Annotated in this window: 10 protein-coding genes; 5 read left to right on the forward strand and 5 right to left on the reverse strand. The window is 38.2% G+C overall.

Annotated elements, in window-relative coordinates:
• Positions 1-70: 70 nt before the first annotated feature.
• The 4 genes from CRO25_RS24925 to CRO25_RS33095 all read left to right on the forward strand — a co-directional run bounded on the left by CRO25_RS24925 (position 71) and on the right by CRO25_RS33095 (position 5,302).
• The gene (locus CRO25_RS24925) at positions 71-1,801 is read left to right on the forward strand and encodes an ATP-binding protein (RefSeq protein WP_079696796.1); all 1,731 of its coding nucleotides are present in this window, start codon (positions 71-73) and stop codon (positions 1,799-1,801) included.
• 567 nt (positions 1,802-2,368) lie between these two features.
• Complete coding sequence (locus CRO25_RS24930; RefSeq protein ID WP_079696797.1) at positions 2,369-4,462, forward strand: CAP domain-containing protein; 2,094 nt, start codon at positions 2,369-2,371, stop codon at positions 4,460-4,462.
• 186 nt (positions 4,463-4,648) lie between these two features.
• Positions 4,649-4,882, forward strand: coding sequence for a hypothetical protein (locus tag CRO25_RS24935; protein WP_079696798.1), 234 nt, complete (start codon positions 4,649-4,651; stop codon positions 4,880-4,882).
• A 240-nt stretch (positions 4,883-5,122) separates the two neighbouring features.
• Positions 5,123-5,302, forward strand: coding sequence for a hypothetical protein (locus CRO25_RS33095; protein WP_143806590.1), 180 nt, complete (start codon positions 5,123-5,125; stop codon positions 5,300-5,302).
• Positions 5,303-5,473: 171 nt separating this feature from the next.
• On the opposite strand, the gene xerS is transcribed toward CRO25_RS33095, so the two are convergent.
• From xerS to CRO25_RS24965, 5 genes are all read right to left on the reverse strand, one after another.
• Positions 5,474-6,634, reverse strand: a complete 1,161-nt coding sequence (gene xerS / locus CRO25_RS24940; protein WP_079696799.1) for a tyrosine recombinase XerS — start codon at positions 6,632-6,634, stop codon at positions 5,474-5,476.
• A 1,821-nt stretch (positions 6,635-8,455) separates the two neighbouring features.
• Positions 8,456-8,740: a hypothetical protein gene (locus CRO25_RS24950; protein WP_079696801.1), complete on the reverse strand. Its 285-nt coding sequence runs from the start codon at positions 8,738-8,740 to the stop codon at positions 8,456-8,458.
• Positions 8,741-8,890: 150 nt separating this feature from the next.
• The gene (locus CRO25_RS24955) at positions 8,891-10,075 is read right to left on the reverse strand and encodes an abortive infection system toxin AbiGii family protein (protein ID WP_079696802.1); all 1,185 of its coding nucleotides are present in this window, start codon (positions 10,073-10,075) and stop codon (positions 8,891-8,893) included.
• 3 nt (positions 10,076-10,078) lie between these two features.
• Positions 10,079-10,951, reverse strand: coding sequence for an abortive infection system antitoxin AbiGi family protein (locus CRO25_RS24960; protein ID WP_079696803.1), 873 nt, complete (start codon positions 10,949-10,951; stop codon positions 10,079-10,081).
• 687 nt (positions 10,952-11,638) lie between these two features.
• Entirely contained in the window at positions 11,639-12,322 is a 684-nt protein-coding gene (locus tag CRO25_RS24965) for a hypothetical protein (RefSeq protein WP_079696804.1), read from the reverse strand.
• 422 nt (positions 12,323-12,744) lie between these two features.
• Between CRO25_RS24965 and CRO25_RS24970 the strand changes: the two genes are divergently transcribed.
• Positions 12,745-12,966 (forward strand): hypothetical protein, encoded by a 222-nt coding sequence (locus CRO25_RS24970; protein WP_143806591.1) that lies wholly within the window; start codon positions 12,745-12,747, stop codon positions 12,964-12,966.
• Positions 12,967-14,052: the final 1,086 nt, after the last annotated feature.

Consider the following 14,052-nt stretch of genomic DNA (forward strand, 5'->3'; position numbering starts at 1 on the left):
TACTGGCGATGAATACATAAAAAAATTTAGTAGATAATATATTGTGAGTCTATTACTGGAGGTAAAACATATGAAGGCAAATGAAATTTTGAGGGTGCTGGAACAATACCGAAACTCAAGCTATAAGAAGATTCTTATTGATGGCCCCTGGGGCATTGGAAAAACGAAATATATAGATGACTTCATAGCTAATCATACAAATAGTTGCTATGTATCACTATTTGGAAAAAAAGACGTGGAGGCTATTCACCAGGAAATTTATTTTAGAATATTAGAGAATGCACCTCGAGGGAAATTTAAAAAATTTGTAAGCATGGTGGGCGGGAAAACAAACTCTGTAGATATATCGATTTCTGGGCTATCTCTGTCTGTACCACTCATACAGAATACACTAAAAACAATAAATAAAGAGTTGAAGGAAAGAAATACATTTGTTATTGTTTTCGATGACTTAGAAAGAAAACATGATGATCTTGATATCAAAGAAGTCTTCGGACTTATCGATAGTCTCTCTAAGGTGGACAATATCAAAATTGTATTAGTTGCTGCAACTGATAATATTAATAATGAAGATAATAAGAATTATTTGAACTTTAGAGAAAAAGCCATTGATAGAATATATTCAATTACTGATTTTGCCGATGAGGCTCCTAAAGCAATATTAGGTACTAATGTTTGGATGATTGTTGAGAAAATTGCTACAAATTTCTCCTTTAACAATTTGAGAACGTACGAAAAACTACATCATTTTATTAATGAAGTAACTCAGTCATTGGGGGATAACGTTTTTAGCGATAAATTTTCTAAAGATGATGTTTACCGTATGTGTTTTGCTACTGTGATCTTTAATGTTGAACATAAAGGTGAAATGCTACTTATAAATACATCTGATGACCGAAAAGACGCTACTACTAAGGCAATGTATGAAGGAGAAAGTAGCGGTAAGACAGCATATCTTTCAAATTACATTTTAAAATACTCGCCACTTACAAATACAATGTGCCGTCTCATTTTTCCGCTTATAGATGAATGGTTTAGGACTGGATCTTACAATGAAGAAGAAATCACAACTTTGATCACCACGATCAATAATTACCAGGAAAAACCCACTAGCTTCTATTCATCTGAAGATCAGATCGTAGCAATGATAAACAACACAAGATCATACATTCTTGAACTTCAAGAAGACGAGAAAATTGTTGATATTATTGCCAATCTAACCACAGCACTTTCGTGGTGTGAGGTCTTACAAATAGATTTTGGAATCGACATCGAAAAAATAATTGAATTGGTTCACTCTAATATTTTGTATGAGGTTAATACGATGGACGGCCTCAATTCATGGTATCCACCTGCTGATAGTGAAAATGTTAGAAAGATAATATCAAGAATTATACAGGTGTCAAACAATGAGTACCTAAAAAAACAAGTTCATGATGTTAAACTTGTTTTTGAAAATAAAAGATTTGAAAAATACGGAATACTGAATGCACTTCAAGATGCTCTGATGGCAAACCGTGACGAAGCGACACAAAGGGAAGTCGCAGAAACAATTCAGAATAATAACTTTTTCTTTCCAGTACCCGCTGGAATATTAAATGAAGAACATTGGAATTGGTGTCATCTTATCAAGGGGATAATACAACGAATAGAGACACAATGGCAGATAAAAGGGTATTATAAGAAGTTTGAGTTGTTTGCTTACTCTTTACATGTTAATGGTGAAGAGAGACTGATGAAACATCGCTTAAACACTCTTTTTGGTAAAGGGAATGAAGACAGAACTGAGATTAGTCACTGAGATATTTATAAGTGAACTTAAGTGTATATTTCTGAAGGAGAACTACAGATGGATTTAATGAGGTCGCTACTTATAATAGCGGCTTTTTTTATTTGGAATCTAAGTGTATATGCAAGCAGAATTAGAAGCTCGGTTCAACGATATGTTACTCGAAGCCCGATGTGATTTTGGTAGTATGATACAGCCGTATTTTCCCCAGCCGGCACACTGTTGCTGAAAGGACAATTCGGGGATCAGGCGAATAAGCAGTTGGAGATACGTCGAAAAACAGGAACTTGTACTGATAGCCTGCATGGACAAGAACATAGTAGCCCGATTTTCTACTAAATATTTATTTAATTAATTCATATAAAAAATTAGGTTTATATAAGGATGGGATAAAATACCTATTTATAAGCTATTGTACATGGTAAAATATTCTTAGTAATTCCAAGTTTTTTGATATTTAGGATTGGTTAGACCTAGTAAAAAAATATACCGGGAATTAATAGTAAGAAGAAGTACATATGAAAAGTAGAGGGAGTTATGCAAGTTTAGTAAAAATGGGAAGACGAGGGGAGAAACATCATGAACGCAAGTAAACATAGCAAAAACAGGCCGAATCGGGGGATCGGCCGGAGATCGGGGCGCAGGTGGGCAACCTGTCTGCTCGCTGGGGTCTTGGCCCTTACTGTTATCGTACCGGCTTATCCGGCAGAACGCGCATCCGCGGCATCGGCCTCGACGGCGTCTCAGGGAGGATTCACGCAGGATCAACTCGACGGATTGGCTTATCTGAACGAGATTAGGGCGAAGGTAGGCGTAGGCCCATTGGAGCTGGATGCGAGATTGACGCAGGCGTCGCAGGCGCACGCGGCTTATTACAATACCACCCGCTTCGAAGGGTTGACGGCCCATCGGGAGGAGCCGGGTACGGCAGGATTTACGGGAGTGACGGCCGGAGAACGGGGCAAAGCAGCGGGGTGGCCAAACACTTCGGTAGCTGAAGTCATGTCTTTTAATAATGCAACGACACGCGAAGCGATCGATTCCTGGCTAAGCACCGCTTATCATCGCAGGATTATATTGGACGACCAATATAAATCGGTAGGTATCGGGTTGCAAGGTGGTACAGCGGTTATGAACCCGGCCTTCGTGAAGTTTGAGAAGAAGGGCCCGGAAGCCAAAGTGTATCCATATGACGGCATGAAAGGAGCAGACGTTGGATTTTATGGATTCGAGAAGCCGAATCCGCTTGTCCGCTTCGGTGTTGAACATTCGGGTGGTATTATCTCGGCAGCAGCAGGCTTCGCCATCGACTCCTTCGAAGCGAGTATTATGGACTCGAAGGGGCAAGAAGTCCCGTACAACAGCGAGTTGCAAGGTGATACGGTGTTCTTGTATCCGAAGGATGTGTTGGACGGATACAGCGTCTATACGGTGAAGCTCAATTATACGCTGTATAAGGAGACGCAGCTTCACAATAAGACTTGGTCGTTCACGACAGGAAAAGGGCGTACGATGCAAGGCTTATCCGCCCAATATGACGAACTGGTGCTGAATCCGGGAAACAAGTTGCCGATTCAAATTGTGGCATCTTACGACGACGGCACGTTCGGGACACCAAAAACTCCTGTCGCCTACTCTAGCAGTTCGCCTGCCGGTCTGAAAGTCTCAGCGGACGGCACGCTTGAAGGGGTTAAGCCCGGCAGTTACAAGGTGACCCTTAGCTCCGGTGCGGTGCGAGGGACGGTGCCAGTGCGGGTATTCGAGCGCCTCAAGAGCAAGAGCTATCCAGCAACTAATCCGACCAAGGTCAAAGATATTGCAGGACGATCCGATCAAGCTGCCATCGAGTGGGCGCTTCGTTCGGGCATTGCTGGAGCGGACGCAAACGGCAAATTCCGCCCGGAAGATTCCGTGAGCGAAGCGCAGTTCCTCATCATGCTGCTGCGCACCTACAAAGTCGATGACGAATCGTATGCTTCCAAGAAGAAGAAGCACTGGGCGGAAGGCGCCTATAAAGTGGCGACGGCCCGCAATCTGCTGCTGTTCAGTTCAAGCCCGGGCAAAAGCGATTTTCGGGACAAGCCAATTAACCGTTATCGCGCGGCTGGCCTGATCGCGTCGGCGGACGGCGTGAATTTTGATTTTTTGAATGCAGTAAACTACGTGCTGGCTCATAATTACATGCGCGGGACTGAAGGCAATCAGAGCTGGATGTTCGGTTCTAACGATATCGTTACTCGGGCACAGGCTACAGTGATATTAATGCAATTGCAGTCCAGCATGAAGCAATTGGTCGGCGCACCGAAGTCGGTCACGTCCGAGAAGAAATTACCTGAACATCTGTTTCCGGAAGTGTATATCAAACCAGCGCTTGGTAGCAAGACGTTGATAGTTGAATTCCACGAGGACGGCACGCTATCGGTGGAAGGACGATTCGTTGATCAGGCGAACAAGCAGTTGGAGATTCAGATAGATCAATACAAGGATAAGGTGCAAAGTGGGAAGATGCTGGCGAAAATTCCAGTGCAGATCGATTCGTCGGGTCGATTCTCTATTTCGTCCTCAGGTACGTATACCGACGCGCTCCTGAATGTGTATCTAAGAACGGAAGGAACGACCTATGCTATCGGGGTCAAAAGAGGTACTATGAACGCGTCGGATTATTCAAGGTGAAAAAGGAATCGCCACTAGTGTGTGATGCGATGGTGGCGCTATGGAGTTGACGGTTCGGAGGGACCAGCCACATGCATGCGCATGCGCTTCAGGTTGTGGGCGCTCCTATTGTCTGATGATCGTAGAAAATTTAAATGTAGACTGGAAGTAGTCACTTCAAACTAATTAGATACGGATGTGAATCTAATGATTATTGGTACCCCTAAAGAGATGGACATTAGAGAACTCGAAAAGTGTCCATCTACAAGAGCAGATTTGTTTGATTTCTACAAAAGAAAAAGTGTAACAAGGGAACATTTTGAAACCGTGGTTAGATACGTTGAAAAAGGCAAGACAGTGTATTATAACAAAAACTTTCTTGCTTTTTATAACCAAGATGGAATGTTATTAGCGGGCGAAGGACTAGATTGGGGAGATTAAAGCAAGGATTACTGACTATGACAACTATGTCATAGTCATTTTTGATTCTATTGATTGTGTGGGGATTTTATTGAGTTTGCCTTACTAACTCTCAAAGGATCTCCAATTCTTTACAATACATTTCAGCTACTAGATAATCTTTTATTGCAACTGGTATCATTTCTGTTGGCATATCCCAAGTCACTCTAATACCGGCGATAATTGCTGTGACTTTCCAACCAATTAAAACTTTCCCGAAGCATGACAAACAGATTAGAAAAACCAAATAATGATTTGAACTTAATAATATCCAACCTTCTTGGAGATAAAGTAATAGAAAATGTAACTTCTATGGAGAAATTCATTGGAGAAGAAGAAAAGAAGTTGGAAACAACTGATTTAACTGCTCCTATAAAGTGTGATAAGGTTAATGTCAAATAAAAGAGCGATCAATATCGATCGCTCTTTTATTTGAGGTAAAATAGGATTTGAGATTTTCCAAAGTATTATTACCAGATACCCGATGTTGCACGCGACGCTCTTCCTGACCAATATGAAGTGTAGATCATAGTTGTATTTAAATCAGAATGAAAGACTATTTTATTAATGAGTTTAAGTTTTTCTTCTTTTTCCTAAATGTTTGGCCGTTTCTCGCGCTTTTTCTAATTGCGAGTTTGCGTACAAAACTGTTGTCGAAGTAGATGTGTGACCAAATTGATCCATTAATCCTCTCAAATCCCCAGTTTCTTCAATGTATTTTGTACCATACGTGTGTCTTAATTTATGAGGTGACAACGATTTCTTATTTTCAAAGAACTCCTTTGTATATTTCTCGACTATATTTTGAATTGTTCTCTCTGATAGTGGAGAGCCGGCACCATTGTACTTTGAGAGAAAAACGTAGTCTCCTGGATTATCTGAACCATTATAACGACTAATACGGATCTCTATATAGGATTTAAGATCAAGCATACTTTCGGGGAAAACAGCCACAATATCCTCTTTATTACCTTTACGAATAACTTTAATTTCATTCGTTGAGAAGAAGATGTCCCTTAATCTCAGGTTTGCTAATTCATTTAGTCGAATCCCTGAAGATAAAAACAAGGACAATATCGAGAAATCACGTTCCTTATCGCGCAAGAAGAAACTCCGTTTCCTCGAGTTCTCCGGAAGTCTATTTTCATAATCGTCCCTAACAAAGTTTAGCAGCTGAATATCCTCTTCATTATGCAGGATTTTAGTTGATATATTCTTGGCCCTAGAGTTCAAAGTACTTTTCTCTTTGTAAACCGGGATTTTTTGCATAACATTTCTGTGAAAGTAAGGTTCACCAATATCTTTGTTTTTGAGACATGGGTATTTCAGTTTTTTTTCCATTGTGATCTCTGTCTCGGTCGTCAAATATTTGAAAAGTGAGCGAAGAGAGGATATCTTGCGGCTAACAGAGTTTTCCTCAGGCTTCTTCGTTTCCTGATCAGTAACTTTGATATCCGTTCTTCGTAAATGCTTAAAGAAATTTTTAGCATTTTCTAAGGAAAGGACATCTAAATCAGATAATTGAATTTCTTTAATATCCTTAGCTTCGACCAAACATTCGGATATAAGCCATTCAAAGAATGACTTATAATCCAGCACATAGTTCAGTAGGGTAGTAGGAGAGCGCGGCCCTAGCTTATCATCAACGTACTCTTCAACAAAGGGAGGAAGGATAAGGAGTAACTCCAAACATTTTTTCTCATGTCTTTGATGTTGTCTCGAAGTTCCAGCCATATATTAATCATACCTTTCTTAATATCGTTTCGTTAACACGGTATTACAAAATAAAAGTAAAATTATGTAAGTTCGCGTATTAGACAATTAATGCGAGAAATTAATGACATTAAATATTACTATAACCTTATGCTTAACAAATCAGATGATTTAAACTGATTCAAGGTTAATTAAAGTGTTAGCAACCTGGATATTGAAGCCCAAACAAATAAGCAAAGACCCCAATCTAACGGTGAGTAACCTACCTGGTCAGTGCATAATTTTAATTATTGTGATGATCTCGTGTTGTAATATTAAATTTGTCAGAATCTCAATATATTGTGACTCATTTTTTCAATATTATTGTAACAGAACAGAACCCGAACAAATTGTGACAGAATAAAATTTAGATTAAACCTACTGTTGCCAGTATGGTGACTACAAGAAACACTAGCTCCCTTCCTGATATAAAATTAAGTTTGCAATATTTCGTATAATTAGTATTATACGCGAAGTTAATGCGCCTTGTATAGATTACTTCTAACAAGAGTTACGAAATAGTTCAAGTGAGACTTACAGAGGAAGATGAATACATCTCTTGGCTTGAAGTCCTCTCCAGAGAAGTGGTAAACTGAAAGAATTATAATCTAAGGCCTTCGAAAACAACAAACTTGATATTGAGGTGATGAGCCGTGAGAATAGTAAATGTCGGTATAAACTGTAACGAAAGACAAAAAAATAGTGACTGTGATTGTGAAAGATATGATTTTCCCTATGGCTCGATTCATAGAATAGTATGCGAAATAGTTCAAGTGAGACTTACAGAGGAAGATGAATACATCTCTTGGCTTGAAGTCCTATCACAGTATCCATCTCTTGGTTTGACTAGAGATGAATTCATTGAAAAATATGGTTGCAAAAGCTACTTCGCTGAAGATGATTTACATTCATTTAGAAATTAGTTTTAATCAACCCTTCTCTAAAAACACTTAACCGATAGTGTCTTCTGCTACCATATCACCAAACTCAAACCCTGCATTATCAGCTATCTCTTGGCGATTTTCCTGCGGGGTTTTCTTTCATCCGGAATCCGCGATATGTTTTCTTTTTTTCAAAAACAAGATCTGGAGACAGGACTTTTTCTGCAAACTATGTCTTCACTTCTCCTTCGACATTAACCAACCACAATATCGTCATGGCTCATAATGTTCAGCCACGTATCCGTTACGGACCAAATAAGTTGTCACACCTATAATTTCACCAAAGCCTCAATAATTACTTATCTTTTTTGATTCCTCCAATCTGCCCCAACCATCACATTCGGATCTAGCTTAGAGCGCCGCTCTAATGGATACCTGTGACCGGAAGAGCGGATTGGAGAATCTTTGTATCTCCTTTCCGAATGATTCTCGCATTTCGTACCTGTGTTTAGCGGTTCATTGCAATATATGCAAAGTCCCTTCTCTAATTGGATTTGTTTTTTTTGTCTTTGAACAGCTGCGTGTGCTGCGCACATCGTTTTAGTATCGAGTGGTTCTTCGCAAAAGGAGTATACACACTTACCTTCCTCCTTTCTTCTCCTCCGCAATTCACGCATTGCTTTCGCCGCATCATATTTTTGACTCATCACTAATTCCATTCCTCCTCTTTTAGAACACGCTAAGGTTCCTTATTCACTGTTTCCAATAAAATAAAAAAGCCGCTATGATAGCGACTTCAATGGTACCATGTTCTTGTTATTTGACAATTCGAAAGGCTTCCCGCTGTAGAACACACATACTCCATATAACATATTCTTCTTCATTAATAGAGGAATTAAATCCTCATAGTTGATTTACTCATTTACAAAAGATGAAGATCTTCAAGTTCCACATAACCAATTCTGCCGGTTTCGTCAAATTTAATCCTTGCTCTTAGGGGATTATCTAACTTGTCTACTTTAAATCCAACTAACTCGCCTACTTTGTCACGGTGTTTAAGTTTCTTTGGATTATCAGGGATTACTTTGTATATTCCTCCATACTTCAGTATAACTTCTCGAACTAGTTTACCCTTGTGCAGTGCTTTAACAGTACATGTTAGTGGTTTACCAGTAACTTCTGAAAACGATTTAATGTCATACAGCATAGCATTACCTCCCTCCTTAAGATTCTCACTTCTACCTCGTATTTAAGTGGTGTGTCCTTAATATTGACTTAAAGTAAATTCCCGAATTTATTAAGCTTATTAAGGATGTAGCCAGCACATTAAATCCTAAAACTGCAGCTTTACAAAGTTTTATATCGCCAAGTCTTGTAGTTCTTTCGAATCTGTAAAATTCGTAGTGCTCTTAACGAAATCTTCCGCCTCAGCTAATGTTCTAAAATACCTTATAGCTCGGAACATTCTCTTCCCAGGCATGTGATCCAAAATACATTCATATTTACTAGGATTACTTACATTCGGTATTATTTCAATAACTTTGATATCACAAAGTCCTATTACTGCGAAAAGGTCGATTTTCACCCCTAGTAATGTTAAATTCTGTTCTTGAATAAAGGTGACCATGGAATTTTGTCTTTCTATAAGTTCATCTATCTTAAAAACTGCATCAGGTTCTATCATAAATTTAGCATCTTTAAGGTACTCTCTAAAAGCTTGCTCTCTGATAAAGGAAGCATGCATTTCATGAAGTATATTAACCTCTTCCGTACTTAGTGGGAGATCTAGATAGAAAGTAATACCTAACTTATTCTCAAGAAGACTTATGTTTCTCCAGTACGATAGTAATTCATTTAGAGACTCTTGTTCAACTTCTTTTAGTGGCAAAGCGGGTAAGGACGTCGCGAAAAGTACTCCATTACCTTTGATGAATGCATCATACAACTGTAACACCTTTAAAACTTCATTTACAGAATGTAATTTTGTTAGATCAAAATTAATAGTGAACTCGATTGTATCCTTTTGCTCGTCGATTAAAAGAGAAATCTGTAACCCTGTATCATCAATATTTTTAATTAAAGTCTTGTTGAATTCTGCTAGTGGTTGTCTCTGTAAAGTTAATACTAAGTTAATATCGCCGCCTGTTAATTCGGTTTCGAGTGGAGGCGGAAAAGGTTTTGGTGTCAAGTAAAACTCATTCATTTTATTTGCCGATAGAGGGGCCAAAGCTACTTCGGTTATAGGAATTGATATACCATTGATTTTAATTGGAACGTTCTTGTCAATTTTAATTTCTGTTTGCGTACGATACAACATATCGTAGATTTGATCCAAGTTATAAATCTGCATAGCTTCAGGTATTGCTAATTTTAGTTCTAATTTCAGTTTTCTTTCGCTTTCTGGAACGGCAACAACTAAATCATGCCGTAATCGTTTATACTCAAGTCCTTCAGGTAGATTTTTACTCAATGCTGCAACTATTTCACTGGGAATGCTGTACCCTTCTGCCTTCTTAAATGTTTTTTTGAAGTTTGAGAACATGATTCACCAATCCTTTTCTATTTGAGTGAACACAATGATTTTCGATATAAGAACATATTTTTCTTCATCTTCCATCAAAAGTTCCTGAATAATAAAACGAATTAACTCTCTTCTATTGTCTTCAGAGTCTACGATCAAGTATTTAATGTCTGCATATTCAAATTCTAACCATAGTTCGCGTTTCTCTCTGATTCCCTCGGAATAAGCATTACAAACAGAGTTATTTGTGTTGTTAATCATCAGTTCAGGTGGTATGACTAATTCTAAGTCAGTGTCCAGGCCAGTGAAATTAGGAATGTATCTCCACTCTCTTTCATCGTGAAAGTTTTTTGTTATGTGTTCAAATCTCGATTCTCTTTGCTTGGCCATTGATCCATTTAAGGGTTTTATATATAGCAGCTGTGTTAACATGAAATTATGTAGTATTTCATCCCCTTTCTCCTCATTTTTTTGTTGTAGAGCTTGTGTGAATGCTCTTTTGTAATCGGATAAGAGTGCAGAAGAATCATTCATATAGCTAATAGGCTGTATTCCGCCGGTTATCCCCCAATCTTTATTCATACCAATTCCATATCTTCCGTATCCATCATAGCTATTTCTGTCACCCATGTGATAAGTCAATTTATTTAGATGGATGTCACAGAAGCAAACCATTGGAAATGCTATTTTTTTAATTACCTCTAAATCTAAATATTCCACAGTTTCTTCGTAATATCTTGGTATCATTGCTTTGTATCTTAGTTTATCTATTAAATAATCGAGTTTTGGCATGAAATTGAAGAGGACATTTGCACTTTGTCTATAAGTTACGCTTTCTCTGTTAACCTGTGGTGCTTCTTTTAAGGCCATTTGATTGATATTTGTGCTATTACCCATAAGTCACTCCATCAATAGAATTTTAATCTTGCTAAGATTAATAAGGTTTTCGCCTGAATTAAATGCGTTGATAAAGCGGTCTTTTTAAGCAGTATTGATTTAAGCTTAATTAGAGCTTATTGATACGACTATATCCTTCATATACTACTATAGCAATTCTGTTGTGAAAAATAAGAAATACCGTCCCTGTGCTAAGAGAAACGGTATTTCTTTTATTACATGCTTTAATGAATTCCTTTTAGTACTTAAAGGTCGAGATCAACATATATAGCCGCATGATCCGAAGCAGTTTGTACGGACCTGGTTATCTCAAGGTTGACTCGATCCCCTTACATCGGCAAGGTAAATGCCTTCGCTGCGTGTAATCTGAAATAGTGTTGGCGAGATCATATATAATCTCATGGAAGTACCATTACCCTTATTTTCAGGCGGCCAGCAAAATCAAGACCTTCTATTTCAGTTGAATTTTTAGATTAGAACCTTACCCTAGAATTAATGATAATGTATCTCTATCAAGACCATCATTAAAATATCCCATTACAGCAATTCAATCATTAGTAGCACAAACATTTCCAGATATTTTATGTAATCGCATTATCTGTTTCTTTCTTATTGCATCATTGCAGCCATTTGGACTTGGGACAAAGCCGCTAAGTAGGCGACTTCAATGGGACTATGTGTTTGAATTCATTCTAAACTCTTTTTTGGAACAGGTTTACTAATAGATATTACCGAAATCTGATTTTGTATCTTAGCAAGCTTGATTTTTTGATTATAAACATTTTCCAACAGATCTGTAAGACGCACTCTTAATGTGAACTCTTCTTTGTCAGGTAAAGACTTTATAGTTAAAGCTATAACCATTGCGGTACCGACTTTTAAGGCCAAAGGATCAAGATCAAGATTGATATAAAAACCGTCATCTTCTGGAAAGAACTCTATTCCTATAGCATTACCCATACCCACATTTTCAAGTCTAATCGCAGCAGTCAAGCTATCACATAACGAACTATCTTCAACAATCTGTAGACAATCAATTTTATAAGAGTATTCATTGATGTCACTTTTTCGAGCTAACCTTGCAGCTAGGTATGGTTTCATAGACAAATTTCTTATTTCTTCCTGCTCTGTTCTCAACGTCGATTGCATTTCTGCCTGTTTTTCGATTGTCTTTTTAAACACAAATAGCGTAATAATTCCACCAATTATCCCACCTAAATAGCTCCCAAAAAAACTAACCCAAGAATCCTCTTTACCAATGGTCCAATTACCTAATGGGATTCGAATGATCTGACTAATGATTATCGGGAATGCTGAGGCGAAAATTAATAATACCCAATATTCCTTAATAAATGAATTCATTGCTTTCACAATATTCTCCTCCGTCTCTATCTTTTACTTAAATATACCACTCTTCAACTTTATTAGTGAGTGAATAGAAATAAGTGTATAAATCTTTTCAACTTGGGAGAACGAATTTTTCCCCTCTTAGTGTAAAAATGGAAATGATTTTCTATTTATTAATGTCTGATTAAACGCCTGCATCTATATTCATCACAAATAAGCTTACATGGATAAACGCACATATTTCTACATGGTGATGCCTGCAAAAAATAAAATATTTCCTACTCAAGCAACCTATACTATGACATATTCGGTCCTTTAATAGAGGAAATGAAGGATTATTTGAACCACACCTCGAAAAATAACCAAATGATATTACAATAATGAGGTGACTCCAGTTGATTAAAAGCACTCGATATTGCAATTTGATTACCGAAGGACAAAATACTATGGATCAGATAGACAGAGCTGCTATCCAAAAAATATTCGTCAAGGGTAAAGCTCGACATGAGATTCGATTTGCATGGTATAAGAATAAAAATGGAAAATATTACTTTCAAGCAAGACCTCTTGATCTCACTGAGTCTGATCTTTTATCTGTTTTTGCATCTGCCCTAAAAAATGAAGTCTTCAGTCCGGAGTTCATCCGGGATCTTAAAAATATGCTTTAAGATTTTTTTTGGTGCAAATCTTTCTATGTGGATACGGCCAGGTCCTGCCGGGAACATACCGGATCTTAAGTGGCCTCCTTGCCGCTGTAAAGCCGGTAGTATAACCCCGATTGCATTTGGGGCATCAGCTCCCTTTTAAAGTGCCAGATCAGCTTTACTTCAGTCACAGCAATAAGCGCCCAAGAGGAAGAACTCCACCTGAACGCTTTTTTATTACTTAAGTTAAGATGTGCTTAATAAATTTCAGCGCCCCAAACGATAACGATTTGAATCAGCACTTGTCGTCCCTCACGTGTTCTTAAAAATTCTCGCATTTCACGACACACGCTCACCAAGCCTGTCCACATATAGTGGACGATAGATTTGAATCTCTTCAATATACCCCTCCTTTCTCCTGCTCAGCAGCCAGTAGTAATTCTCAGCCCTGGAATTACTCAGTAGATCTTAAAGCGTAAACAGGTTGTCTAACGATTCAGATAAGATATGATAAGCACTCAACTTGAAATATATAACGATTGTTGTCGTATTCCCTGTCGAACTAATAAAGGATTAATCAGGTGTATTCAAGTCTCTACTTTTCTCATCCGGGCTGGTCAATCTTGTATAGGAAGGAAGAAGATGATTCCAAGGTTTTTACATCTAAACAAAATGAAACAAAAATGAGGTTTTTAAGTGTGACATTATCATCATACGTTTTTTTGTAAGGATTATAACGCTGACCAATCAATCCCCTGTAACCTCCATTGGGTAGAATAAATTCCTGTTGGTTTAATGACGATATCGAAAAAAGGCGCTCCTAATAATCCAAGAGCGCCTTTCTCATATTTAATGTTCGTTTTGGACCAAGTAGGTCATGAAGTTATAAATAACTCCGTCACTTCAAGTGCGTGTTGGTCAAATCGTGCCTTTAGCTCAAGGCGCTCCAGGCAGGAGAAGCTTTGCTGCTCTCCCTTCAATGGGGGAAGCGGCATGTCAGTTGCCTGAGCTTCATCTCATGAGCGTTTCAGTTAAGTACAGGGAAATGTCCTTCTATAAATAAAAAGAACGGCCATCGCCGTTCTGGGTAGTGAGTGTGTACTGCGTCGG

It is taken from the genome of Paenibacillus sp. RU5M (assembly GCF_900221055.1).
GTDB classification, from domain to species: domain Bacteria; phylum Bacillota; class Bacilli; order Paenibacillales; family Paenibacillaceae; genus Paenibacillus; species Paenibacillus marchantiae.

Coding starts and splice junctions, on each gene's coding strand:
- CRO25_RS24950 (WP_079696801.1), bottom strand. CDS start 8,740: ATGCTGTATGACATTAAATCGTTTTCAGAAGTTACTGGTAAACCACTA.
- xerS (WP_079696799.1), bottom strand. CDS start 6,634: ATGGCTGGAACTTCGAGACAACATCAAAGACATGAGAAAAAATGTTTG.
- CRO25_RS24930 (WP_079696797.1), top strand. CDS start 2,369: ATGAACGCAAGTAAACATAGCAAAAACAGGCCGAATCGGGGGATCGGC.
- CRO25_RS33095 (WP_143806590.1), top strand. CDS start 5,123: ATGACAAACAGATTAGAAAAACCAAATAATGATTTGAACTTAATAATA.
- CRO25_RS24955 (WP_079696802.1), bottom strand. CDS start 10,075: ATGTTCTCAAACTTCAAAAAAACATTTAAGAAGGCAGAAGGGTACAGC.
- CRO25_RS24925 (WP_079696796.1), top strand. CDS start 71: ATGAAGGCAAATGAAATTTTGAGGGTGCTGGAACAATACCGAAACTCA.
- CRO25_RS24935 (WP_079696798.1), top strand. CDS start 4,649: ATGATTATTGGTACCCCTAAAGAGATGGACATTAGAGAACTCGAAAAG.
- CRO25_RS24970 (WP_143806591.1), top strand. CDS start 12,745: ATGGATCAGATAGACAGAGCTGCTATCCAAAAAATATTCGTCAAGGGT.
- CRO25_RS24960 (WP_079696803.1), bottom strand. CDS start 10,951: ATGGGTAATAGCACAAATATCAATCAAATGGCCTTAAAAGAAGCACCA.